This window comes from Hungatella sp. L36 (assembly GCF_014288035.1).
In genome coordinates this window covers 185,049-210,929 of sequence record NZ_JACOPC010000012.1, presented here as the reverse complement: position 1 = coordinate 210,929, position 25,881 = coordinate 185,049, and the positions used below count along the sequence as shown (strand labels likewise).

The following is a 25,881-nucleotide window of genomic DNA, read 5'->3' as shown; positions in this document are numbered from 1 at the left end:
TATTCACCGTCCAAGTTCTTCGCTGCCATCATTCAGATCAAGCTCATAATCCTCTTCATACTTAGCCTCGTATTCTGGTCCAACACTTCTCATACATTCAGACATTGCCATTACGATATCTTTGAAAGGGCTATCGGCTGATAAATCCGTTCCGTTGACACACTCCACATTCATGGGTATCTGAGCTATATATTTTAATGAACCTAGCAATTCAACTGTTTTTCGTGACAAACGGCTTGCGGCATTGATTAGCAGGGTATCAGCAGCATATTCTTTTGCAGCCCTTTCGATCTCAGCCATATCAGGGCTGTCCGGTTCCAGACTGGAACCGTGTCCCACTGTATAGCCTGAAAGAGTGTACCCACAGGATTCAGCATATTGTTTCAATTGTTCCACCTGATTTTCAATGTCTGTCTGATCGGCTCCACCGCACCGGCAATAGCCCCAGACTCTTTTTTCTATCTGATCCATTTTATTTCTCCGGACTTTTTGCTTTGGAAATATAAAATACCTTAAAGCAAAAAGTATTCTCCAGTTTTTTTCTCTGCAATAAAACGTCTTATTTCTTCAATTCGACCAGTGACCGGCATGTCCGGCAACGCCTTCAACACATCATCACGGTATCTTCCATGTATACCAACTCTGCTGTCCAGAATCGAAAAAACCGCCGTATCCGTTTCTCTCCGAATACCACGGCCAAACCACTGTCTCAGTTTAATAATCATCCCCGGAGTGATGATTTCCTTCACATATTGCGAAAAATCATCATACTTTGTCCGCTCATATTCCAGAATCGGACTTGGCACAGGAAAAGGAAGTTTCACTATTATTACACTGGACAAAATATCTCCCGGTAAATCAATTCCTTCTCCAGCGCTGTCGCTGGCAAAAAGAACGCCATTTCCGCTTCTCCTGAATTTTTCAATCATATCCATTCTCCCTCGTTTCATGATAAAGAGCGGGAATGATTGGATTTCCTGCTTTACTTCATAAAAAATACGTTCCATCAGCCAGTATGATGAAAACAATATCAATGTATGTCCAAAAGTTGCGCAGATTAAATGAATAATCTCTCTGGATATGGCCTCAATATATTTCTCATCATGAATATCCGGGAAAGGCAGCTCCTCTGGTATATAAAGAATTGCATTCTGTGAATAGTTGAATGGGGATAACTTGGAAACCTCCATAACCCGTCTGTTTTGTGGCTGCAGCAAGTCAATTCCCGTCATACGCTTAAAATGATCGAAATTGCCTCCAACCGATATCGTGCCCGAAGTAATAATGCTGTGCACCCCCGTATGCCACAAATCATGATATAAAATGCGTTCCAATTCTCTTGGCAGCGAACAAAATTCCAGGCCCCCGCTGTCCGACTTCTCGATCCAACTGATATTCTGCTTTGCACTTAAAAATACATTGAGCCTGTCCTCTATCGACTGTGCTGTATTCCGGATCGTTTTCACACGGCCACAGGAATCCATTTTCACTGTTACAAATATACGGCCCAATTTTTCCAACATGCCAATCAGATCTCGAATCCATAATCGTGTACTCCTGTCTTCTTCGATGGTCCTGCTGATATTTTCCATTTGATTGGACTGTATGAAAGCTCCGCCAGTCTTTTGAAACAGCCGGGTATTTTTTTCTGACAAACCAGTACAAAGCTCCATCATTTGTCGCTGTGAACTCTTGTCTACAAAACGCTCTGGTGAAATTAAATGAATTAGCTTAGGGATCTCATTCTCTGATAACCGGGTACAGTAAATCTGCCTGGCTGCATCGATCAATTTATGAGCTTCATCAAATACCGCTATATTATAATAGGGAAGTAACTTTTTCTTCCCTTCCCTGCGATTAACAACATCCGCTAATATGTAATTGTGATTTGATATCTGAAAGTCATAACTCTCAGACAGCCAACGCCGACTGAAAGACGCGAACCTGCAATAGGAAGAATGCGGACAAAATTCGGAACACTGAGATACATTGATTCTTTCTTTTACATAGGGTGTTAATGGAAAACCATCCAGATCCAAATAATGTTCCTGTTCTCTCCACAGTTCCCCCAATTGTGCCAAAAGTCCCTGATCTTCCGGACGATTCTGATTTCGAATAGAGCTTTCGTAAGTCTTTAGCCTGGAATCACATACGAAATGAGATTTTCCTTTTCGTACCACAAAAGATAACGGCTTATCAATGATTCGATGCTCCAGCAATATTCGTGAAATCTGGGGAATATACTCTTTTGTAATGGCCTCCTGCAAAGCAATTGTTGACGTTGATATCATTGTCGGAGTTTTACTTTGTGAAAATAGATTATGGATGGTGACCGCCAGAATGTAGGCGTGAGTTTTTCCCGTCCCGACCTCTGCTTCACAAAGTGCAAGCTTATTTTCCTGTAAGGCTCTCAACATTGATAAGGCAAGTTCCTTCTGGCTTTTTCGCTTCGCCATGCCATACTGTGGCAGTATTACATCGAATATATAGGAAAGCAGATGCTGCGCCCTTTTATTCTCATCTAACTCCAGCTCCATATTCTCGTCCAATTCATTAATTTCCAGCTCTGATAAACGCTTGGCTACGATTTTATAACTTTCCTGTGGAAAAGGTGTTTTTCTGGCGCACAGATACCGGGTACGATAATCAAACAGATTTATGGCCCGATAGGTTGTTCTTATTTCTCCTGCATTTTCCAAAAGGGCGCACTGGCCCGCAACCATTACCACGTCTTCATTTTCTCTTAATATCCCTGCTTCATATAAATGATTCCTTATGTCAGCTGGGTAAATCATAATTTTATCCTGCATACTTTTCCGCCTCCTATTATCTCCATGTCAGAGCAGCACAGGCATAGGCTGGAAGGGAGTTTCAGTGAATTTTCTTGACAAATAGGATCCGATCCAGCCCATGGTATCTGCTGCTCTAAAAAATATGCAACAGGCATTCCGCTGGCTGTTATCGAATCAATCTCGATAGCGGACATCATAGACGCCGCCCCGCATTCTTTCTCAAATACGGGTGTGCAGTCTCTCCCGATCGGTTATTGGGAGCCTGAATGGAAGTATCATTATTAAGCCTTGGAGGTCATCGCAGATTCTACCCCGCCACAGGGTATAACAGCCACGAACAGGGATCGCTTGGGATTATGTCCCGCATGGCGCTGTTCTGGCTACGTGCTTTCGGTTATACCGCTCCTTTGGCATTGTACCTGTTACACAAATATTTGATTGTCAATGTACAGGTGAGATATGCTCTCACCTATAGGAGATGGGAAAAGGAAAAATATCGGGTTTGAGAAATCTTTTTGAATTTTTCTTTTGAATACTATAAAGGGTATGGGCAGTACCATTTTGCACTGCCCATAAACCATTGATCTTGTTTTAAGCCTTATTGTTTTAAATGGACGGCTAATCGCTTCAGACCATTTGATAAACGCTCTGATACACTGCTCTGGGAACAGCCCAATTCTCTGGCGGTCTCCTCCTGGGTGTATCCTTCCCAAAAGATCAGTTCAATGACTTCTTTTTGTTTAGTCGTGAGTAATTTTAGTGCAGCTGCTAGCCTCTCATCTCGAACTTGCTCTGTAAAATCTTCATCTTTTCCAGCATAAGATTCCTGTTCCTGGTATCTGGTCATGCTTTCCTGATAGACGAGCTCCTCACTCATCGCATCCAGAGAAGAAAAGTGATATCGCTGTTTTCTGTCTGAATTTGCTATAATCCTGTCTTCCTGTTCCAGGATTTCGATCCAATTAATTGATTCCAATTTGTTCCTCCTGATTTTGAAGTGTGAATTTCAAAATCAGGAAGGCGGCCCGCGAATCCGAAACAACCATTTACTAAAACAAAAAAGCGCAAAATTTGTCGAAAAAAAGAAGCCGTAACCCTGGCTGCGATATGCCAGGATTATGGCTTCTTTTAAACTATTATGTAATTGATTTCGCTTTTTCTCTTTCGTCAATCAGCTGCAACTCCCTTTACAGGAACCGGCCATTGTCTGGCGTCATAATATTCATGACAGGTCCCGGCAATGCTTTTGTATTTGCAGCTGATTATAAAAATTCAAAATAACATTTTCTTAGATGTAACTTAGCAATAACTTAACATTTTTTCGATTCTAATTTAAAACGATAGCCTCCTCCCCTTATGGTTTCAATAAATATTGGATCTGATTTATCCGGCTCCAACTTTTTCCGCAGGCGCATAATCAGTGTCTCTACACTATTGCTTCCCACACCTATATCTTCCTTCCATAGATGATAGTAGATCTGTTCCTTGTTAATCACCTGCCCTTGATTGGAAGCTAAATAATATAAAAGTTGAAACTCTTTTACTGTCAATTGAATTGACCTACCATTTTTCCAGACCGCCATTTTTTCTAAGTCCATGGTCAGACCATTTCGGAAAATGACATGATGATTTTGTCCGCCAATATTCAATTCTGTATATCTGCGGATCAATGCATTTGCCACTGATAAACATTCTTCCAAACGAAAGGGTGCTGCTATCCAGGCATCAGCTCCTAAATCAAGGCAGATGGTCTTATTTGTGATAGAATTTATCAACGAATAAACCAAAATCGGAACAGACTTCACCTCTCGCAGGTACTTTAACATTTCCAACAACCGATTATTTCTGCAATCAATTTCGATTATAACTAGGCAGTACTCTCGTTCCAGATATCTTTTAAAGCCATCTTTTATATCAACAGCATAGTATACATTCGTATACGAATCTTGAAGATTGTACTTAATTAATTTACAGATTAATTTATCATTGACAATTATTAGTATCTGCTTCATCATAACGGTAAACTCCTCCACTTGTTCCATTAAATAAAATTGGGGTAATAAATTCTTTTATATCAAAATGTCTGACTCCCCAACAGAAAAGTTAAAGCATGATCCGTTTATCAAAAAAGTCCGATCCGAATACCTTCCAGATATTTCTGATCGAACTTTTTAACAATCAATTTAATTTTTTAGTTTTAAGATATTCTCTCATCATTCCAGTCCAGTCTGTCTGGATAATATCAAAGCCTTTATCCATCAGCCATCCCCAGCCTTCTTCCGGATTACCTGTAACCGATATATCATCACTATGTCCAGCACTCAAAGGGACCTTGGATGAATACAGGATTCCATTGGCCCACAGCAATTTCCCCTTTTTCTTCATACAATCAATAAACTCATCACTGGCAATCTGCGCCTGTTCCGATGTAAAAGTACACTCCGCTCCAACAAACCGGAGGTTTCTGCCCTCCAGAATCTCAGTACAGTGATCTTCCTCTGATAAAATCGGCATATACATGTAATCCGGCGCCACTTCTTCCAGCATCCGAAAATACTTTTCCTCCGGATGACTTTTTAAAATAACCTGATCCCTCATCTGATGACGTTCCACACATTCCCTTACCAGTTTCCAATCCTCCCAGCAGCGGTCTAAATTAATCAGGCATCTTCCTTTCAATGCTTCCAAAACATCGTCCAGTTTATTGATGCACTGTTCTGTCTCAAAAAAATCTCCGTTCACATAATGGAGTTTTTCTACTTCTGTTGAGGACAGTGCCGTCACATCAATATCGCGGTTTAACTGCATCCGTTCCTTACCTGTATGGAAAATATACAATTGGGAATCCGTTGTCTTAAATACATCCATTTCCAGGATATCCGCCCCCTGTATGAGAGCTGCTTCAAACGCTTCAATTGTATTGCACGCAATATTACCACCTGCCACACCGCGGTGAGCGGCTATCAAAACGCCCTTCTCCTTTACTTTTTCAAATAAATCCATTTCTCTTACCTCCTTATGAGTCCGGTTATTTCCCGCCCTCTCAATTTGCGAAGAAGGTCTTCATATCCGTCTACCGGCTCTTCAAACGCGATGCCTCCCTTGGCCAGGTCTTCTGTCATATGAAAATCGGATCCGGACAACGCAATTAAACCGTATTTCTCAGCAGCCTCTTCTGCCGCACCCGCATCATAGGGCCATTGATGATTCCCGTTATACACTTCGATTCCCTCAATACACGCAGGGTCAGCCAAAACGTTTACCCCCGTTCTCATTGGATGCGCCTGTATTACCAAAGCTCCAGCTTTCTTAAAAATTTCTGACGCCTCTTCTATGGATAACCGGAACAATTCTTCTCTCTCATATAAGAACTGTTCTGTCAGGCCAAAAATCAGAAAATCGTTAATATGCTCGACAGATCGGAACTCAATACCGAGAAAAATATCCATTCCGATTTTCGCTCCTTCCGCTTTCGCCTGGCGGTATCCTTCCAGATAATGATCCACCTTCTCCTTCCACGTCTCATTCGGAAAATGATCAAAAAATTCCCTGTTATAGTGGTCAGTGATAATTAATCCCTGATATCCTTTTTCTTTGTATAAATGTACCACATCTCTAGCAGCCACTCTCGCACAATAGCTGCTTTCTTTCGTATGAATGTGTATATCCATCTGATACATATGACATTCTTCCTTCTTTCTTTGATAATTCTACCACATTAAATCCGAGTGCCTTAATCTTGTCAGAAAAATCATTGGAAAAGTGCATACAGTATACGCGTTTCCTATATTCCACTGGCACCATATCAGCCAAAAGTTCAACGGGACAGTGGGATAAGTGCGGAGTCCAGAATTCCGTTGTATCCTGATAGACAGCTTCAATCCGGCCTTCCAGCAAACGTTTCAATATCGCTGGAGGAACCTCACATGCATCGCCGCTGTAATAGACCGTCCTGCCATATGTGGTAATCAAGTAGCCATAACATTTTAAGTCTTCTACATGTTTTACAGAAAATGCTTTTACTTCAAATCCGGTGAGTTTTAACAAATCCGGTTTCTGGAATATATAAGCCTCTCTTGCAATTCCCATATGATCCAGTAAAGTGATAAGCGAGCGATTCGGATGAATGACCGTCACCTTCTTCTGTTTTACATAATAGCAATAAGAGATCAGGGACGGAAGACTTCCCACATGATCTGCATGGGTATGTGTAATCAATACATAAATCTCTTCATACTGTTCAAAAATCCCAAGTTCAAAAAGGCGTGCATATACACTCTCTCCACAGTCTAAAAGTACAAATCGTTTTCCATCTTCAATGTAAGCACTGGTATTACCCAGTTGCGGATTAAAAGCAGAGCCACAACCTATAAATTCAAGAATAACAATCACCTCATCTCCATCATTTATATCAATTTTCCAGTGAAATCGTACCTTCCCCAGATGCAGCCAGACTCATAAGCCTGATCCTGTCATATCCAGCCGGAAATAGAACAGATGCTTTAATATCATATTTTCCATTTTCCTTCTGACTCCAATCCACTGAAATAATATCTATCTGTTCTTCCGACAATACACTTCTTAATTCATCAATTCCGGCGCTTTGATTCTTAAGCACCAATTTGACAACTTCACCTTTTCGTTCTTTCCCTGTAAAAACCTCTTGATGAAGCAGGATCTGGGCCAGGACAATGAAAAATGCGGTTACTACTCCGATATAATACAAGCCTGATCCCACTGCCATACCAATTCCTGCTGTAGCCCAAACACCAGCAGCAGTCGTCAAACCGCTTATAGAATTATTTCTTACAAATATAATTCCCGCTCCCAAAAAGCCGATACCGCTGACAATCTGGGCCGCAACACGGGAAGCGTCATAGTCTGGGATATCCGAAAATCCATACTTGGATACAATCATGATCAGAGCCGCCGCAAGCGACACAATTGCATGAGTTCTGATCCCCGCTCCCTTATTCCTGCTTTCGCGTTCATAGCCGATAATGCAACCGCAAATACAAGCGACAACAATCCTGAGCAGCAGCTCTGACTGCGTCATAAAACTGTAAAAATCCATCAGCCTTTCAAACCTCCCTGCGATACTCCGGATACAATCTTGTCTGCCATAAAAATATATATAAGCAGCGTTGGCATAAATACAATCACAACAGAAGCAAACATTCCTGCGTAATCTCCCGTAGTAACCATGGACTGTATCGTAGAATAAAGACCAACGCCAATTGACTTGAGCTTCTTATCATTCGCAAATACAAGAGCCATAAAATATTCATTCCACTTTCCTATAAAGTTAAATATGGTTACAGTCACGATTGCAGGCTGAATAAGTGGAAAGATAATGCTCCAGAAAGTTCTTATCGGCCCACAGCCATCAATTGCCGCTGCTTCTTCATAAGTAACCGAAATATTGTTATAGTAAGACATCAAAAAATATGTAGTAAATGGTATGGAAGTAGCCGTATACAAGATAATCAATGTCAGCCTGGAATTCGTCATGCCAATTGCATTGACTACTGAAATCAGAGGCATAATAATCATAACACTGGGAATCCCCATACCAATTACCATGAGCTTCTGCAAAAAGCGATTTCCCCTGAAGACATAGCGCTGCAAAGCATAGGCAGCTGGAGCAGAGAACAAAATAATCAGAATACAGGATGGAACCGTATAGATCACTGAGTTTACCAGATTCAGCAAAGCATCGTTTGCAAATAATGCCTTTATGTAATTCTCAATATGGAAGCCGGAATGAAGAAGTTTATCAGTAAAAATCTCTTTTGTGGTAGAGAAGGAGGCCAGGACAATCCAGCCAATCACTACAATCGTAAACACAGACCACAAGCCAACCAGTATGTGCGCCGGCAGCGCTTTTAATATTCTTTTTCCTTTTTCTTTATTCATCTGGCTTTCCCCCTAATATTCATATTTCTTATCTTTAACAAGCAAATTGGTTGCTACAAATAAGATAATGATAATAACCGTCATCACCACTGCTGATGATGCCGCCACACCTGCATTTGATTCTACCGACACTTCGGTGCCAAACAGTGCATTATACGTATAAACCATAGGCGTAATCGTAGTAGCGCCGCCAAATACCAGTGATAATGCGAAGAATCCAATCACCTTATTGGACCAAAGAGTCAAAGATGACTTAACTGTACTGGCAATGAGCGGAAAGGTGATATAGATCATCTCATGAAGTCTGTTAGCCCCCTCCAGTCTGGCCGCCTCATAAAAGTCTTCCGGTATCCCTTCAATCGCTGCCATATATGTCAACATATAATAGCCTACCGAACTGAACACATAGGCCACGCACATAGCTGTGAATATGTATGACGGCGAAGTCCACGGAATCTCAGCCAGCCCTTTCAATCCAATGGCATGAAACACTTTTGCAAGCAGGCCAAACTTATTATTAAAAACGTACAGCAGCCACATATAGCCAATAGCAATTCCCGAGATAACATTCGGCAGGTAAATAATCGTCCTGTAAATACCTTTCCCTTTAATTCCTCCAACCAAAAGCACCGCAAACAGAAAAGCCAGTCCCAATGCCGCAATTCCACAAAACAGCCAGATCTTGGCAATATTAATCATGGATATACGAAACAATGGTGTAGAAAATAGTTTTGTAAAATTATCCAGCCCCACAAACGACCATTGGGAAATCGGAGTCGTTACATTGGACATTTGAAACAAGCTCATTGCCGTAGTTCTCACCGTAGGATAAAGAAAAACAAACATATATAGCAAAAAAGCCGGTCCCAGGAAAATAAACAGTGTACTTTTTTTTGTTTTCATAGAATATACCTCCTCCAATGGTTCGTCACATCTGTTTTTGTGAGTAACCGCAACAGTACGGCTGCCGCATTTTAGTTAAAAACGGCAGCCCATTCTGTTTTTTTATTATTTCGGTCTGCACTCGCTAATAAACTGTTCTGCAGTGATCTGCCCTGCATACAACTTGATACATGCAGTTTCTATAATTGGCTGTGTATCACTATTCATGCGGATAGCCGTCTGAGACGGATAGCGGTAGGTCAACTGATCAAACACCGTCTTTGCATCTTTTAAAGCTTCCGGCCATTGGGCATCATTTGACATCGGTATAGCCGCAGCTTCTTCCGACATCTTTTGATCCCATTCGCCTGTGGTCAGATACACAGCAAATGCGAATGCCGTATCTGGATTTTGACACTGATTATTTATAGCAATTCCATAGGAACCGTAAGCGCCTGCTTCCAGACCGTCTACACCACCCGGAACCGTGGTAAATGCAAATTCTCCCCAATTAAAATCAGAACCTGCCGTATCCTTCACCTCGTTTGGAAGCCATGTTCCATTTAAGTACATAGCTATCTTTTCTTCCAGCACCATCTCCTGCTGCCCTAAAGGAAGCGTATTGGACCCCACATTCGATGCAAAATATCCCTTCGCTACCATATCCTCGAATACTTTTGCCGTTTCAAGCACTGCCGGATCATCCCACAATTCACCTGTTGTATCGTAAGCCAGCTTCTCAACAAAATCATTTCCTTTTAATCTGGAAAGATAATAGCCAAACATATTCTCCGCATATTTGTCATCCGTAGTAATTGGCGTATACCCTGCGTCTTTCAGAGTTTGACAAACCTCCGTAAATTCCTCCCATGTAGTAGGAACTTTGGTTATTCCCGCATCCTCGAATATAGTTTTGTTGCAGAACCACATGAATGCCTGCGGACAATACGGAACGTAATACAGCTTATCATCACCGATCTGGCGGGCCAGTGAAACCATGGAGGGCATAATTACATCTATGTACTTCTCACCGTTTGTGGTGGGATACGTCTGTTCATAATAATCATCCAACGGAATAATCGTATCCATCCAGTATACCTGAATATTATCTGCATTCGCATCGTACATATCAATCTGTTGTCCGCCCTGCAGCGCTGGATTAACCAGCTTTCGGTTATCTCTTCCATTAAATGTCAGATCAATCTTCACCTCCGGATATAATTTCATAAACTCCGCTGCCGCTGCTTCTATTACTTTAGCCTGAGGTTCTGTAGAGTTCCAGCTTGACCAGTAACTTAAAGAGCCGGAATACTGTGGACCGCCGGCTGTCTCCTCCACTCCGCTTTCCTCTTTCACCTTTTCCGTCTGCTCTGTCTTTGCCGCCGTCGTATCCGCACCTCCATTAACAGTTGACGAACTTCCACAGCCTGCCAGGGTCGATGTACAGACAGCTGCCAGAACCGCTGCTGTAGTGAGTTTTTTTAATACCTTCATCTTCATCCTCCTCAATATGTTTTTGCGTTAAAATATCTTACGATTTTGTTATATCACTTTTATTATAACGTGTCAATATATTTTTTATTATTTTTGTTAGTTTTTCTTTCTTTTATTTATTATTATTTGTGACATTCTTTATTTTAAAGCATTTATGTCAATTAAATCGTTATAAATATTAAGTTTTTAATTGTTAAGTTTTTTTGTGTTACAAAATTTTATCTTTACTTACGTAATTTTCCTTGACAATACATGGGAACGGTTCTATTATAACGTTATAAAATTTCTTTTTTAATGGAGGATACTATGAAATTACAATTAAACGGAACCGGTGCATCTGAAGCTTTTCCATCTCTATTTTGTACCTGTAAATACTGCACAGAAGCAAGAGAGCTGGGAGGTAAAAATCTTCGCCGGCGCACAAGCTCATGCATTGACGAAAAAATTCTTATCGACTTTTCTGCCGACACGTATGCACTCAGTACACAAGCACACGTTGATTTAAGCAAAATTCATCATCTTATTGTAACCCATTCTCATGCAGACCATTTTTTTCCTACAGATTTTCACTATCTACTCCCCCCTTTCTGCATTGAACCGCATCCTTTCACGATATACGGAAATTCATCTGTCCATAAAAAATTCAAAGAAGAGCATAGAGACAATGCGGCACTGCTCTCGCATGTAAAGTTCTGCGAATTGACAGGAGGCGTACCGTTTTTCATTGATGATTATAAGATTACTCCTGTGTCCACGCTGCACGATGCAAAAGAGGACTGTTTTATTTACATTGTGGAAAAAGATTCCAGAGAACTGCTCTACGCTCACGACAGCACCTTCTTTCCTGAAGAAACATGGCGCCATCTGAGTAGTCACCGTTTTTCTCTGGTCGTCTTAGATTGTACCAGTATAGAAGTCGGACACCATTTTCCAAATCACATGGGGCTCCCTGATAATATACTGGTAAAAGAACGGATGCAAAAAGAAGGCATGGCCAATGAAAATACCCGGTTTGTCATCACTCATTTCGCCCATACCTTTAATCCGCTTCACGAACATACAGATTCCCTGGCCCGTACTAACGGTTTCATCGCCGCATTTGATGGAATGGTACTGGATATCTAATATTTCTGCAAAACAAAAAAACGGAAGGCATGTAACTATACGACGTCTTCCGTTTTACTTTAAAATGATGTTAATTTAATAAATCACGTTCTATAGCCTTCTGCGCAGTATCCAGCGCCTCTCCCGGCTCCATTACACCGACGCTCACGTTCTTTACAGCAGTCCCCAGAATGCTTAAAAATTTCCGTTCATTAAATGGTTTCATCTGATCCGGCGGCCGACGCCGGGTCTCTGACATAGCGAAACAATCTTTCGATAATTCGAGCCATGGAAAAACATCAACAATATCGTATATCTCATACGTTTTATTACAGGGAGAGACGCTTCCAAGCGCCGCCAGCGCCGAGGCCACCGGTTCCCTGGTCATCCATTTGATAAACGCCAGAGCATCCTCCGGATGACGACTCTTCTTTGCAATCCCCAATGATCCTCCTCCTATCAAAGGATTCCTCCCTGGAACAAAAGCACACCCCACTTTATCAATGATTTTTGACTGATACCCCAGAATCTCGGAGGCATAATTGCTGAACATAATGGACATTGCCACATCTCCATCGGAAAAAGCCTTTGCTGAATCCGTCCACCACGGCACATTGGCTGGACCGATGCACTTCATAGACTTCATCAAATCATGCAGGGCGCGCACTCCAATTTCATTGTTGATCTCAATATGTCCATTCTCCTGGTAAAGATTTTTCTGGTAGCTGAAAAATCTGGTAAGGAATTCTGTCGCTGCCACCCCCGTATTTCCAAGAGTCAGACTGGTGCCATACCGAACCGGCGAATTGCCATTCATTTTTTTAGTAAAAAAACCTGCAATCCGATTAAATGCCTCAAAGCTTTCCGGAACCTTCAACTCTTCACGATACATCTCCTGATACTGGCGCCTCATCGCCACATTTTCAAACAAATCCTTGCGGTAAAAAAGCAACTGGGCGCTGGGCGTCACGGGAAGTGCATAGACCCTTCCATTTACTTTGGAATATTTGTCCGTAAGCGCCGGTATATATTCCGGAAATATCTCAGAAATATCAGGATCAATCTCATCAATCGGAAGCAGTATTTTATCAGCAAACCACGACAGCCATGTCACATCAATTCGAAAAACATCAAATATTCCGAAATCTTCACAATTCACAAACGCCTCATATATTTCATCATAAGAGAATACTGCTATCTTTACCTCTGTTCCCGTCTTCTCTGTGTAAAGTCTGGCAAGGCCTTTCATGGCAAGCGCTTCCGGACTCTCCAGGGCCAATACATTCAGACACTTCGTCCCGGGTTTTTTCAGTTCTATCTGGTGCCACTTTCTCTGTCCATCATTATCCATGATGTGGTTTTCCAGCTTCGGTTTGTCCTTTATGGATTTAATCAGATTCTCTGCCACCTCTCTACCGAGATAACTATAGTTCAATTCATACTTGCTATAGTCTTTTTCAGGCAGTGTGAAGACCGGAGCAAGCGTGTGTATGGGCAACTCATCTTTTCCGGAAAAAGAGTTCCTTATCTGTCGTATTTTATCCGCAAAGCCGATATTCGTCGTAAAAACCGCATCAACTTTCCTTTCCCCGATCAATGCAGTCAAGACCGTATGGGAGATTCTTCCCGCATCCGTGGAAATGTGGGTTACCGTGCAATCCCCCCCTACCTTTACCATCTGCTTAAATGCTTCTGCAAACTCATTTTCATTCGAAAAACGTGTGGAACCAGTAAATACTAAAATATCCTGATACCCTCTTCTCACGGCAGATTCCGCCATCTCCCGACCTGCTGCAGAGTAGTCGAAACCATAATAATCAGCCGTAAACTGGGGCCTCCGCTCAACAAAGCAGACATTAGTAAAACCGGCCTGCCCATACTTGTTTTCAGAACCTTCCAAACACGAAAACACCGCTATCCCTTCACTCATTGCAGATTTTGCCTGCTGAATCAGAAGAAGTTCCTCCTCCGGATTATCATTAGATATAAGAATATTTGTAGTATAGCCATTTTTGATCGCATAAGCCCTCAGACTGGTATAAAAATCGCGATAATGCCTGAACTGAATATTAGGCAAAATAACCGCTATAATATTGCTGCTCCCCTTCCTCAACATCTTTGCTTTTTCGTTGATAGTAAAACCCAACTGCTTTGCAGCCTCTTCTACTACCTTTATTTTTTCACTGCTAACATTTCCCTTCCTGTTCAGAACATTTGAAACTGTCCCCTGGGAAACACCCGCCAGATTTGCTACATCTAATATTGTCGCCATACGATATCCACATCCCATCTGTTTTATAACGTTACAAACTTATAATTCTATCATAACACATTTTCTTTTCTTCTGTAAAGAAGGTAAGGACACATAAATACTTAGCAATCAAATTTACTTGTCTGATTTAGTATGGAATAAAGTTAATTACCAGGCAGATTAGGTCAGTTTACAAGGAACTACACGCAGACCACGAAACGGGGGCTGCTGACAACAAATAAAGGCTGAGTATCAAGCACCGGGAAAGTGCGGGATATTCAGCCTGTTTTGTTGTCAGGGGTTTCCAAAGGGGCTTGCCCCTTGGCACACGACTTTGCTCGCAAAGTGTAGTGTGTTATACGCTCTGTCGGCGTTGCCGTGAAAATGCCGTTGCCGCCGGAGAGGGCAAGGGCATTTGAAGCGGCAGGAAAGCAGGGCTGTGATTGCGTGGCGTGGAGCCGCAAACGCAGGACTGGTTTTATCAGCAGACAGGGCGTATATGAAAGCCCCCGTTCCTCGTCCCACGCCGGACTTCGGGACAAAATGTCCCGAACTTGTGGACACACTCACGAAAAAACAGACGGATTTTTCTCTCAAAATTGAAATGGGCGGGAAGCCGTTTTAGGGCTTTGCTATTTCCCCGATAAACTTGAAGTTGTACTTATGCACAGGCAATCAAGCATCCCGTTTAATCAAAGCGGCATCGGAGTCCGGGCAATCACAATGACTGCCAAAACAGCGCCCGCAAACGCTGCTGCGCCGATAACTGCCGCCGTTTTTTTGCTGAGGTTCTTCTTTACTGCCTTACAGATTAGCATGGCGCAAACCACGCAAACAGCCGCAACCGCAAGCGCAATAACCAGCGTCTCCCATAACCATGAAAGTTCGTATAATATTCTCATTCGCTCACCATACCTTTCTCTTGCAAACTGGAAGTTACTTTTTCATATACACGCCTTTGCCAAATCCCGATTTATCCCTTTACTTTCTCCCCCGCTGCGGTTTTGGGTTTTTCAGCAAGTCCGACTTCTGCGCAATCCTTTTCAGCCACTTTCTTTCTTCCTCCGACAGCTTCCCATAGTTCAGCTTGAGCCGTTTACAGATAAACGCCATCGCCGCCTGTTCCGGGTCGCTGCCCGGAGTGGACGCTGCTTCTGCGGCTTGCAAAAAATCTTCCAGAGGATTGTCCTCCGGGACGCTGAAAAAATCGTCCTTATGGGCTTCCCGCAGGTCAAGGGCTATGCCGTTTATGTCCTGCTGTATTACATAGCGGCAAAAGCTGTCATCGTCAATATGGGCGGCGATAAGCTGCCTTAGCTGCGGGTCGGACAAGCCGGGATTGTGCTGCTTCATAATGGTTGCGCTCATAATATCCACAATGGCATTTGCGCTCTGTACCTGCTTGACTGCCGTTCCGTTCACATAGATTTCAAGGTCAGCCATGAGCCGGGGGAAATCCGGGTGTACCGCCAGTTCACACAAGAGGAAATTATCCACCAGCCCGCTTTTCAACAGTTCAATCATATCATCACTCACACGCAGGTCTGCAAGATCGGCGTTTGGGTGATTTTTTGTTTCGGACAGCCCCAGCAGGTAATCGGCGGTCACGCTGTAAAACTTCGCCAGCTTGATAAGGGCATAGTGGCTGATGTCCTTAAAATCCTCCGCTTCATAACTGCCCAGCGCAGACTTGGAGAGGTGGGTCTGCTCCGCAAGCTGTTCCAGCGTCAGCCCACGCTCTACACGCAGGTCTTTTAGGCGCTCTTGAATGGTTAAAGCCATATTTTGTTCCTCATTATATTGCCGTTATCATATTTTCTAACTTAAATCTTTCGAGCTGCGGAATGTTCTTGGCAGAAATATTTAGGCCATATTCTGGTTTCGACTTTTTACCCTCGTATGAATGGTAAACAAAAGTATTACTACTGTCGTTATCCCATGTGGTCGCAGGAATTAAATATTCTATGGGGTGTTCGCCATCATTTAGCAAAAGCAAGAACAAGTAAAGTGATTGGTCTGAAATATCAAAATATTCCTCCCGCATAAAAACATAGCCTGTTCCTTTGCGAATGGCTTTAACTTGAAACTTCAAAAATCCTCTCTTGCTTTCTGCAATAAAATCTATTCCATGGTCATCAACCTCGGAAGTATAAATGCTCACTCCATAAGAGGCTAATGACATTTTTGCGTAGTATTCACAGAACGTCCCCAGCTTTTGCCGGGTGAGGTCACTTCTTGACCAATTTAGGTTATACATTTCATTTCCACCTCCTGCTACATTTCTCTTTTTCATTCTACCACAATTCCGAGAGCGTGGAAATAGGCAGTTTTTTTGGCGGATTTCCTACCTCTTGGATATACGGGACGAACGGTCATTTAGGTGTAGACTTAGGGTAGTTCATCGATGGACAGCACCTTGAAAACCGAATGACCGTCCGAAAAGAAATACCCCGGCCGGGGAAGCACCGCAAGGAGACGGACTTCTGGACACTTTGTCCAGAGGTCACTTCGGGACAAGTGTCCAGAAGCTGCGGGGAGCGTGCCAACGCCGGAACACGCCGCAGGAATGGGGCAGGAAGCCTTTTCGGGGCGAACGGCAAAAGCGAAAAATGGAGGGAACGCATGAGAGATAACCCCTATAAAGACTTGCCACCGCTGGAACGCAGGCCGGACGGTTCCCTTTACCGCATGACCCCAGCGCAGCGGAAACAGGCAAACGCCCTGATCCGCCGGGAGTGCTGCTGTTATGAGGACGGGAACTGTATGTTCCTTGACGATGGGGACACCTGCACCTGTCCGCAGACGGTTTCTTTCTCGGTCTGCTGTAAGTGGTTCCGCTGGGCGGTTTTGCCGCTGGACAAGACGCTGGAAGCGGAGATTTTCCGGGATAAGGACTTGAAACGCTGTGCGGTCTGCGGCGGTGTGTTCGTCCCTAAATCCAACCGGGCAAAGTACTGCCCCGACTGCGCCGCCAGAGTTCACAGGCGGCAGAAAACAGAAAGTGAACGGAAAAGGAGGTCTACTGTGGACAGTTAGGGGCTGAAAAGTCCTTGATTTTCAAGGCTTTGCAAGCACAGAACAGGGGCAGGCAATAGAAACTACCGTCTGCCCCCGGAAACAGGCTTCTAACCGTCCACAAAACACGATATGGCAAACACCATTTATATCCATCAGCCGGAAAAGGCGGTCAGCTTTACCCGGCTTCCCAATTTCCTTTTTGAAGCCCCCACATTCACACCCCTGTCCAACGAAGCAAAGGTTCTGTACGCCTTTATCCTGCGCCGGACAGACCTATCCCGAAAAAACGGCTGGGCAGATGAATACGGGCGGATTTACCTCTACTATCCCATTAACGAGGTAGTGGAGCTGCTCCACTGCGGGCGGCAGAAAGCGGTCAATACCCTGCGGGAGCTACAATATGCCGGACTGGTGGAAATCCAGAAGCAGGGCTGTGGAAAACCCAACCGCATTTATCCAAAATCCTATGAAGCGGTTTCAAACACCGACTTCAAGAAATCCGGTTATGGAACGCCGGAGGACTGAAAACCGCACTCATAGAGTACGATAATCAATCCTCTTGAAGTACGAAAACCGGACGGTATATAGAAATACAGAGATTAAAACGATTTTATTTATATCTATTCCATTCCAATCCTATCAGAGATAGTTTCGGCGGGATTTTCCCTGTGGAAAACCCGCTGGAAAAGAATGGAACGAGGAAAGGAGCAGAATGGCACAACACGCAATCTTGCGGTTTGAGAAACACAAGGGCAACCCGGCAAGGCCGCTGGAAGCCCATCACGAACGGCAAAAGGAACAGTACGCCAGCAATCCCGACATTGACACCAGCCGGAGCAAATACAACTTCCACATTGTTAAGCCGGAGAGCAGGTACTACCACTTTATACAGAACCGTATTGAACAAGCTGGCTGCCGCACCCGTAAGGATAGTACCCGGTTTGTGGATACGCTGATTACCGCCAGCCCGGAGTTTTTCAAGAAGAAGCCCCCAAAGGAGATACAGGAATTTTTCCATAGGGCGGCTGATTTCTTAATCGGGCGGGTAGGCCGGGAAAATATCGTATCGGCAGTGGTACACATGGACGAGAAAACACCCCACCTGCATTTGGTCTTTGTCCCTCTGACAGAGGACAACCGCCTGTGCGCTAAGGAGATTATCGGCAACAGAGCCAATCTCTCAAAATGGCAGGACGATTTTCACGCCTATATGGTGGAGAAATATCCCGACTTGGAGCGTGGGGAAAGTGCCAGCAAGACAGGCAGGAAGCATATCCCCACCCGTCTGTTCAAGCAGGCGGTCAATCTATCCAAACAGGCAAGAGCCATTGAAGCCACGCTGGACGGCATTAACCCGCTGAATGCCGGAAAGAAAAAAGAGGAAGCCCTCTCCATGCTGAAAAAGTGGTTCCCACAGATGGGGAATTTCTCCGGGCAGTTGAAAAAATACAAGGTCACAATCAATGACCTGTTAGCGGAAAATGAAAAGCTGGAAGCAAGGGCAAAAGCCAGTGAAAAAGGCAAGATGAAAGATGCGATGGAACGGGCAAAGCTGAAAAGCGAACTGGACAATTTACAGCGGCTGGTTGACCGTATCCCGCCGGATATACTGGCGGAACTGAAACGGCAGCAGCGGCAGCATGGAAAGGAAAGGTGATTTTATAAGTACCACTATCAGATACAAAAAGGAAACGGAAGTCGTGACTTTTCAAGGCAGGGAAATCACGCTGGAAAACCTCTCCCCGGTGTTCACGCCGGAGCAGGAAGCGGCAAAACGCCGGGAACTGGAACAGCAACTTTATGAGGTGTTCCGCAAGTATGCCGACAAACGGCAGAGTGAGGAAGCCGGGGCATAAGGTTTTCCAAAGCCATCGTTGATTTGCGGGGCTGCTGACGGTATAATAAAGGTGTCAGCAGCTCCGTTTCTTTTTTAAGAAAAGGAGCGACAATATGAATAATCGAATAGACGCAATCTATGCAAGGCAATCGGTAGACAAAAAGGACAGCATTTCCATTGAAAGCCAGATTGAATTTTGCAAATACGAGTTGAAAGGCGGTAACTGCAAGGAATACACAGACAAGGGGTACAGCGGCAAGAACACAGACCGTCCGAAGTTTCAAGAACTGGTGCGGGACATCAAGCGGGGCTTGATTGCAAAAGTCGTGGTTTACAAACTCGACCGTATCAGCCGTTCCATTCTGGACTTTGCCAACATGATGGAGCTGTTCCAGCAGTACAATGTGGAGTTTGTGTCCTCTACGGAAAAGTTTGATACCTCCACCCCGATGGGGCGGGCTATGTTGAATATCTGTATTGTGTTCGCCCAGTTGGAACGGGAAACGATACAGAAGCGGGTAACGGACGCATACTATTCCCGCAGTCAGCGGGGCTTCAAAATGGGCGGCAAGGCTCCTTACGGCTTCCACACCGAGCCTATCAAAATGGATGGTATCAATACAAAAAAGCTGGTGGTAAATCCAGACGAAGCGGCAAATATCCGGCTGATGTTTGAGATGTATGCTCAGCCCACAACCTCCTACGGGGACATTACCCGGTACTTTGCCGAACAGGGGATTTTATTCAACGGCAAAGAGCTGATACGCCCCACGCTGGCGCAGATGTTACGCAATCCTGTCTATGTGCAGGCAGACCTTGATGTGTACGAATTTTTCAAAAGTCAAGGGACGGTCATTGTCAATGACGCTGCCGATTTTACTGGCATGAACGGCTGCTATCTGTATCAAGGGCGAGATGTGAAGCCCAGCAAAAAGAACGACTTGAAAGACCAAATGCTGGTACTGGCTCCCCATGAGGGCATTGTTCCCTCCGACATCTGGCTGACCTGCCGCAAGAAGCTGATGAACAACATGAAAATCCAGTCTGCCCGAAAAGCTACCCATACATGGCTGGCGGGAAAAATCAAGTGCGGGAACTGCGGGTATGCCCTTATGAGTATCTTCAATCCCTCCGGCAAGCAATACCTTCGCTGTACGAAACGGCTGGATAACAAGAGTTGTCCGGGGTGCGGGAAAATCATTACTTCGGAACTGGAAGCGGTTGTTTATCAGCAGATGATAAAGAAACTGGCAAGCTACAAGACGCTGACAGGCAGAAAGAAAGCGGCAAAGGCAAACCCTAAAATTGCCGCCCTGCAAGTGGAACTTCTCCATGTGGACAGCGAGATTGAAAAGCTGGTGGACAGTCTGACGGGTGCAAACAATGTTCTGCTCTCCTATGTGAATGTGAAGATAGCGGAACTGGACGGGCGCAAACAGGAACTTGTGAAGCAGATAGCCGAGTTGACGGTGGAAGCCATCAGCCCGGAACAGGTCAATCAGATTTCCGGCTACCTCGACACATGGGACAATGTATCCTTTGACGACAAGCGGCGGGTGGTGGATTTGATGATTACCACCGTTGCCGCTACAAGCGACAGCTTGAACATCACATGGAAAATCTGATGGGTGGAACCCCTCCCGTCAGATACCTACCCTGTGTAGTCCCTTGTAAACTGTACTTTACATTTGTATAAATAATATCTTTTCCGCTTTTATATAAACTTCAACTGTTTATTCATGGTGGTATCAAATTGGCCCCCTCCCCAGGCCAATAAGAAATATAATATAATGCAATAAAACTAATAATCTTAATGTTACAATAGCCAGGCCATCTTCTAAATATTGAAATAGATGTTAATGCATCTTCCATAGTATGTGGTTTATTTCTATTCTCTTTTCTTATATGCACCTTTTTCTTTGTTTCCTCATTTAATTCTTTTGATTTACTTATTCCCGCAAAACAAAGTATATAGAGATTTGATGTCTGCCCATTATTTTTCTCGCGAAAACGACTCTCTTTTTTAACAAAACCACTAACCGTTAATTCCTTTAATGCCCTCTTAACCGTAGACACACTAATATGTAATTCCTGGCTCATGGTAGAAATTGCCGGATAACAAGTTCCTTCTTTATTCGAACGATCAATTAGGTACACAAGTACTTGCAAAGCCCGGCTCTTTAACGTGGATTTATAAGCAATCTGTTTCATTTCATACTGATTCATCAAATCTCCTCCTCGCTGTTCACATCTATTTTCCCGTTATATAAGGTTTTATAATCGTCTTAAATATACTTCCATTTATCACTCCATCAAAACAATCTGGCTGATATTCCATAAACAGCACCCGATGCTTATCTGTAGAAAACGAGTCTTCATAAGCTCGTCGATGCTCCTGGACTACAAATGAAAAAAGAATAGTGGCGCACTGATCCTCATACTGTTCCAACAGCTTCAAAGTATGAGGGAGCTCATAAGGCTTTGTCCCACATACCAATAATAAGATATCTGGCATTGTTTTTGGCTCTCCAATGCCAAAATCAGTTACGACAAACGAATACTCCTGCGTAGACTGCTGCCTATAATATCCCACCTTATCCATAACAAATCCCTCATCTTTCGGCACCATTTCATAATCTATCGCTAAACATTCCATATGCCCCGATTCATTTGCCTCCACATAGCAGGAACGGCCGCCTACCTCCGTCAGCCAATTTGCAAGCCCCAGTGCTACCGTAGTCGTGCCAATCCTTCCCTGTGATCCCACCACCGCGATCTGGATCCGACTGCATGAAAAATTATAGCGCTCCCCCTCATGGTATATCTCTTGTTTCTCCCTGATCCGATATTTTCGAAGTCCCTGACTGCTAAGACACTCCTCAATTTCTTCCTGCTGTCTTTCAATCGCTCTTTCGGTAACAATATTCCCAATCCCTGCCTCCAGAAGTTTTATAAACAACGCCTCTTCCTGCCCCAATCCCTCAGCAATTACAGTCACTCTGGCCTGGTACATCGTCAAGAACTCTTCTATCGCTTGCACAAATGCATCGTCACTGTCTCTGAACGCCCCTCGATCCAATATCAACTCAGTACAATGAGAAAAATTCCGCATATCATAAATAACAAACTGCTTCAGGATAAAACTGCCGGTCATCTTCTTGACCGGCAGCGTTCCTTCCCTTTCAATATAAAAATCAAGCAGATCTGTGTGATCCTGCGTTGTCATATATAAAATCAAAATTATGCTCCTTTCTTTCCAATTGCCCAGAATGGCCCGCCAGCCCCAGCTCCCTTTCTGGCTTCATTCATAATCAGAGATAAATCCCACTCCTGATTGCTGCGTTCTATACTGGCCGGATCCGCTACCAAAATCTTTCCTTCTCGCGTAACTCCTCGCAGGACAATAAAGTGTCCGTTTTTCGTGAAATGCCCCTTTGCCATAATCGCCACTACCAATTCCCTATTTTTCAGAGCATCCACAATCTCCTGAGCCGTTAAATTACCTTTTGCAGTCAAACCATACGATTCGGCCGCTCCCGGTATCAGGCTATGGTAAGAACCGCTTCCTGAGCAATAGTAGCCATTCTGATAGGACCACCCCGCCATATGCGGCGGATCTACTGCTTGTCCGGTCAGTGTAGAAATCACAATACTCATACTCGTAGGCCCGCAGCCACTGCGTCCTATCGTACTGTCTCCATAGGACGCCCCTGCCCATCGTTTATCCAACTGACTGTAATATACAACTTCCGTTTCTCCAGCATCTCCAAATACCACTCCCTCGTAAGTCTGGCCGTTCCCCTGAAGATAGTCGTTTTCATAAATACCGAGATTCTGGTGATAGCCGTGATCAATTTGAAACTCTTCCACCAGCTCCAGCTCCTCTGCATCCAGAAACACTTTTAATACCGACAATGGATTCGTAATCAGGTAAAGAGAGAATGAAATAACGAAAAGCAGGAAAGCCACCGGAGTCACAATTAAGACAATCATCCGGTTTCTGGCCTTTTCATCTGATGCAGCTCGCGCGGCTATGCCCACGGCTGTCTTAATCACAACCGGTGAAATCATCAGCGGCCACCCGCCTTTCCCATATATTGAAACTTGTATTCCGGAATATCAAACTGAATGTGAAGCCGCTTTGCTCCGACAATAAAAAGGGCATGTCCTCTCCGTCTCGCCAGCAGCAATTCTTGTTCGGCCTCCGTAAGATCATAGAGCTGTCTGGTTTCTTTTAAGTTCGGCCCATCCGTTCCCATCAGGATTTTATAGCAGGGCACATCCAAAAGGGCCTGTCCGTACTGCCGGATTGATTCGCTTAGAAAGTCACGGACACTGTGAGAAATAATCGCCACCGCCGCCTCATACTTCCTTGCACGTTTCATCATATTGCGCAAATATACCATAGCCTGTGGAACTTTCTGGTCGATCATCAAATAAGCCTCATCCCCTGCCATTAAAATCCGTTCACTCCTATCCCAGCTCATCAACCGCCAGTTATACAGCATAATCAGGAAATACTGGGCGCGCTGCACATTTTCTCCCGTCTCCTGAAGCGCATGGGTATCCAGTACTAGGAAACGGGCGCTGCTTGCCACTGTGCTGTGCCCATTCCAGATAAAACTGTCAGCTCCGTATACCAGATCGTAGAGAAGGTTAAGCAGTTCCTTATATACAATTTCACCCGGTTGTTCTTCAGCTCGGCTCTTCAGCAGCAGATAAAGGTCTGTAAAAACAGGAAAATCCTTTGCTTCCAACTCTAAAATATCCGTATCCCAATCAATCCGAAACTGCGCATACAGTTCTACCAGACAGCGTTTCAGAGTAGCTTTCTGCATATCCGACAGGGACGGAAGATAGAGGCCAAACCAGATATCGAGATTTTTCAAGTGCATGGCGAGATCATTAATTCCGTAGCCTTCATCACGGTACAGCCGGTTCTCTTCAGGTTCCTCTTCATCATCTCTGGGAGACGGCAGTACCTGCAATGGGTTTAACCTCCCCTTAAAACCGCCTGTAGCGCTGATCCAGTCTCCGGAGAGTTTCTGACACATTTCCTTGTACTCACTTTCCGGATCGATGACAATAATTTTTGTACCTCTCATATATTCAGACAGCAGGATATGCTTCACCGCGGTAGATTTACCAACCCCTGAATTTCCCATGACACAGAAATTGCTGTTAGTCCTGTCGCCTCCCCGTTTCCATGGATCCACAATAATCAGACCGCCGCTGGTATCTTTTGCAAAATAGTAGCCGCTTCCATCGTTAAATCCGCTGCTTGCAAAAGGAAATCCACCCACAAAGGTCGAAATCGGCACTACTTTCTGCAAAATTGTTTCGATCTTACTATGATTGGGGTACGTTGGACTTAAATGCATGAAACACTCTTTCTGAAGGTTTGGAATCACCCGCATCTTGCATTTCATAACGCTGATACTGCTCTCTGCCCTCCGGCAGATTCTTTTGAAGATCTTCTCGTCACTGGAAACCGGCATAACCGACACACTCATAAGCCCCACGGTCTCACCTTCCCGGTCGATCTGTGCGATTACAGTCTCCCCGTCTTCCGCAGCTTTTTCCGCTCTTTGGCGGGAAAGTGGATCTTTCGCCGCCTCCGCAATCCCTCTCTGCTGCACAACACTGCGTGAGATACTATTGATTAATTCCGCATTATCGACGGGATTGAATCCAATGGACACGATTGTACTGGGAATATTAGTAATCTTGGACAGCCACTCAGATTCCACCGTCTGGGGATAACGGATAATCCCGTAGATTTTCCCCACATTTTCTCCTATGGAAAGTTGATTTTTTTGAAATTCCAGGCCAACCGGCGTAATGGTATTTAGCAGGGCTGGATTCTCCCTTATCACTTCCATATCTCGTTTTTTCATACAATGCCCTCCTTCAGCAATGGAATCGTTGCTTCGTAGTCTGGTTCTTCTAAATGAGAATACGCCGGATTATGGACCAGATTCAGCAGCCGGACAATCTCTTTTTCCTGCAAAATATCACACAGTACACCACCAGCACTGAATTTTTCACAGAGCAGAGCCGCCGTTTTCTGTAAATCCGCCTCACAGCCCTCAGCCTGCTTTTCCCAGATCATAAGATAAAACTGGCGTTCCACAATATCTCCGGATAAGGCATATCCACTCATCTGCACAATTTCCTGCTTTAACAGTTCTTTCTGCTTCTCCCCTGCCTCTGGAAGCAATTCAGTCATTTCCTGGATGACTGGTGAGATATCCACTGGTCTGGATACCGCCAGAAATTTAAAAGGTCTCTGAATATCTGATAGTTCTGCTGTTAAAGTCCTGATCAAAGTATTTTTCTCTGAGGTACTGTATAAATCAATGCTGATGGCGTGAATTCTCAAATAAAGAAAAACATAGCCATCCCTCGAATAAAGAAATTTATCCCGGATATCCTTCACGTTCATAAACTCCTGAGCCGTTTGCATGGCAGCTTGTTCTCCGGAAGCCGGCTGCCGTTTTTTATCTGCTCGTAAGAAGTACAAAAGAATACCGCCACCCATAAGAGTGACGGTCAGTGTAACCATCGGTATGATCATAGTCTGCAAA

26 protein-coding genes are annotated in these 25,881 nt (G+C 44.1%); 6 read left to right on the top strand and 20 right to left on the bottom strand.

Features of this window, described 5'->3' with window-relative positions; genetic code table 11:
- Positions 1-3 precede the first annotated feature (3 nt).
- The 11 genes from H8S80_RS24355 to H8S80_RS24305 form a co-directional block, all read right to left on the bottom strand.
- Positions 4-471: a recombinase family protein gene (locus H8S80_RS24355; RefSeq protein ID WP_006772937.1), complete on the bottom strand. Its 468-nt coding sequence runs from the start codon at positions 469-471 to the stop codon at positions 4-6.
- A gap of 41 nt (positions 472-512) precedes the next feature.
- Positions 513-2,810, bottom strand: coding sequence for an ATP-dependent DNA helicase (locus H8S80_RS24350; RefSeq protein WP_006772936.1), 2,298 nt, complete (start codon positions 2,808-2,810; stop codon positions 513-515).
- A gap of 580 nt (positions 2,811-3,390) precedes the next feature.
- Positions 3,391-3,768 carry an RNA polymerase sigma factor gene (locus H8S80_RS24345; protein ID WP_006772933.1) on the bottom strand — a complete coding sequence of 126 codons (378 nt, stop codon included), beginning with the start codon at positions 3,766-3,768 and terminating at the stop codon, positions 3,391-3,393.
- Positions 3,769-4,102: 334 nt separating this feature from the next.
- The gene (locus H8S80_RS24340; protein WP_039891402.1) at positions 4,103-4,807 is read right to left on the bottom strand and encodes a response regulator transcription factor; all 705 of its coding nucleotides are present in this window, start codon (positions 4,805-4,807) and stop codon (positions 4,103-4,105) included.
- A 163-nt stretch (positions 4,808-4,970) separates the two neighbouring features.
- Entirely contained in the window at positions 4,971-5,795 is an 825-nt protein-coding gene (locus H8S80_RS24335) for a glycerophosphodiester phosphodiesterase family protein (protein WP_006772930.1), read from the bottom strand.
- 5 nt (positions 5,796-5,800) lie between these two features.
- On the bottom strand, positions 5,801-6,472 hold the full coding sequence (locus tag H8S80_RS24330; RefSeq protein ID WP_025529845.1) for a PHP domain-containing protein: 672 nt from the start codon (positions 6,470-6,472) through the stop codon (positions 5,801-5,803).
- A complete protein-coding gene (locus tag H8S80_RS24325) occupies positions 6,408-7,184 on the bottom strand; it encodes an MBL fold metallo-hydrolase (RefSeq protein WP_006772928.1) in 777 nt (258 codons plus the stop codon). The genes H8S80_RS24330 and H8S80_RS24325 overlap by 65 nt, the downstream gene beginning before the upstream one ends.
- A gap of 19 nt (positions 7,185-7,203) precedes the next feature.
- Positions 7,204-7,848, bottom strand: a complete 645-nt coding sequence (locus H8S80_RS24320; protein WP_050797777.1) for an MgtC/SapB family protein — start codon at positions 7,846-7,848, stop codon at positions 7,204-7,206.
- 17 nt (positions 7,849-7,865) lie between these two features.
- Positions 7,866-8,708: a carbohydrate ABC transporter permease gene (locus H8S80_RS24315; protein ID WP_006772926.1), complete on the bottom strand. Its 843-nt coding sequence runs from the start codon at positions 8,706-8,708 to the stop codon at positions 7,866-7,868.
- A 12-nt stretch (positions 8,709-8,720) separates the two neighbouring features.
- Complete coding sequence (locus H8S80_RS24310) at positions 8,721-9,611, bottom strand: carbohydrate ABC transporter permease (RefSeq protein ID WP_006772925.1); 891 nt, start codon at positions 9,609-9,611, stop codon at positions 8,721-8,723.
- 105 nt (positions 9,612-9,716) lie between these two features.
- A complete protein-coding gene (locus tag H8S80_RS24305) occupies positions 9,717-11,084 on the bottom strand; it encodes an ABC transporter substrate-binding protein (protein WP_207729876.1) in 1,368 nt (455 codons plus the stop codon).
- Between the two features lie 306 nt (positions 11,085-11,390).
- Here H8S80_RS24305 and H8S80_RS24300 point away from each other — a divergent pair, with 306 nt between their 5' ends.
- On the top strand, positions 11,391-12,209 hold the full coding sequence (locus tag H8S80_RS24300) for an MBL fold metallo-hydrolase (RefSeq protein ID WP_025529841.1): 819 nt from the start codon (positions 11,391-11,393) through the stop codon (positions 12,207-12,209).
- 70 nt (positions 12,210-12,279) lie between these two features.
- Here H8S80_RS24300 and H8S80_RS24295 read toward each other — a convergent pair whose 3' ends face one another.
- The 4 genes from H8S80_RS24295 to H8S80_RS24280 all read right to left on the bottom strand — a co-directional run bounded on the left by H8S80_RS24295 (position 12,280) and on the right by H8S80_RS24280 (position 16,732).
- Positions 12,280-14,460, bottom strand: coding sequence for an extracellular solute-binding protein (locus H8S80_RS24295; protein WP_006772922.1), 2,181 nt, complete (start codon positions 14,458-14,460; stop codon positions 12,280-12,282).
- A gap of 671 nt (positions 14,461-15,131) precedes the next feature.
- The gene (locus tag H8S80_RS24290) at positions 15,132-15,341 is read right to left on the bottom strand and encodes a hypothetical protein (protein WP_003503778.1); all 210 of its coding nucleotides are present in this window, start codon (positions 15,339-15,341) and stop codon (positions 15,132-15,134) included.
- Positions 15,342-15,420: 79 nt separating this feature from the next.
- On the bottom strand, positions 15,421-16,221 hold the full coding sequence (locus H8S80_RS24285; protein WP_006772920.1) for a helix-turn-helix domain-containing protein: 801 nt from the start codon (positions 16,219-16,221) through the stop codon (positions 15,421-15,423).
- A 13-nt stretch (positions 16,222-16,234) separates the two neighbouring features.
- Positions 16,235-16,732: a hypothetical protein gene (locus H8S80_RS24280; protein ID WP_006772919.1), complete on the bottom strand. Its 498-nt coding sequence runs from the start codon at positions 16,730-16,732 to the stop codon at positions 16,235-16,237.
- Between the two features lie 329 nt (positions 16,733-17,061).
- Here H8S80_RS24280 and H8S80_RS24275 point away from each other — a divergent pair, with 329 nt between their 5' ends.
- The 5 genes from H8S80_RS24275 to H8S80_RS24255 all read left to right on the top strand — a co-directional run bounded on the left by H8S80_RS24275 (position 17,062) and on the right by H8S80_RS24255 (position 20,919).
- Positions 17,062-17,475: a cysteine-rich VLP domain-containing protein gene (locus tag H8S80_RS24275; protein ID WP_009256047.1), complete on the top strand. Its 414-nt coding sequence runs from the start codon at positions 17,062-17,064 to the stop codon at positions 17,473-17,475.
- Between the two features lie 111 nt (positions 17,476-17,586).
- Complete coding sequence (locus H8S80_RS24270) at positions 17,587-17,982, top strand: replication initiator protein A (protein WP_006772917.1); 396 nt, start codon at positions 17,587-17,589, stop codon at positions 17,980-17,982.
- 187 nt (positions 17,983-18,169) lie between these two features.
- Entirely contained in the window at positions 18,170-19,114 is a 945-nt protein-coding gene (mobV, locus tag H8S80_RS24265) for a MobV family relaxase (protein WP_006772916.1), read from the top strand.
- A 43-nt stretch (positions 19,115-19,157) separates the two neighbouring features.
- A complete protein-coding gene (locus tag H8S80_RS24260; RefSeq protein ID WP_187383133.1) occupies positions 19,158-19,313 on the top strand; it encodes a hypothetical protein in 156 nt (51 codons plus the stop codon).
- 94 nt (positions 19,314-19,407) lie between these two features.
- Positions 19,408-20,919, top strand: coding sequence for a recombinase family protein (locus tag H8S80_RS24255; RefSeq protein WP_006772914.1), 1,512 nt, complete (start codon positions 19,408-19,410; stop codon positions 20,917-20,919).
- Between the two features lie 112 nt (positions 20,920-21,031).
- Here H8S80_RS24255 and H8S80_RS24250 read toward each other — a convergent pair whose 3' ends face one another.
- The 5 genes from H8S80_RS24250 to H8S80_RS24230 are packed head-to-tail and all read right to left on the bottom strand — an operon-like array spanning position 21,032 to position 25,871.
- Positions 21,032-21,520 carry a helix-turn-helix domain-containing protein gene (locus H8S80_RS24250; protein WP_006772913.1) on the bottom strand — a complete coding sequence of 163 codons (489 nt, stop codon included), beginning with the start codon at positions 21,518-21,520 and terminating at the stop codon, positions 21,032-21,034.
- A 25-nt stretch (positions 21,521-21,545) separates the two neighbouring features.
- Positions 21,546-22,532 carry a hypothetical protein gene (locus H8S80_RS24245; RefSeq protein ID WP_025532133.1) on the bottom strand — a complete coding sequence of 329 codons (987 nt, stop codon included), beginning with the start codon at positions 22,530-22,532 and terminating at the stop codon, positions 21,546-21,548.
- Positions 22,533-22,534: 2 nt separating this feature from the next.
- Complete coding sequence (locus H8S80_RS24240) at positions 22,535-23,365, bottom strand: C39 family peptidase (RefSeq protein WP_006772911.1); 831 nt, start codon at positions 23,363-23,365, stop codon at positions 22,535-22,537.
- A complete protein-coding gene (locus H8S80_RS24235) occupies positions 23,365-25,191 on the bottom strand; it encodes a VirB4 family type IV secretion system protein (RefSeq protein ID WP_006772910.1) in 1,827 nt (608 codons plus the stop codon). Before H8S80_RS24235 ends, H8S80_RS24240 begins: the two co-directional genes overlap by 1 nt.
- The gene (locus H8S80_RS24230; protein WP_006772909.1) at positions 25,188-25,871 is read right to left on the bottom strand and encodes a TraC-like domain-containing protein; all 684 of its coding nucleotides are present in this window, start codon (positions 25,869-25,871) and stop codon (positions 25,188-25,190) included. The genes H8S80_RS24235 and H8S80_RS24230 overlap by 4 nt, the downstream gene beginning before the upstream one ends.
- Positions 25,872-25,881 lie beyond the last annotated feature (10 nt).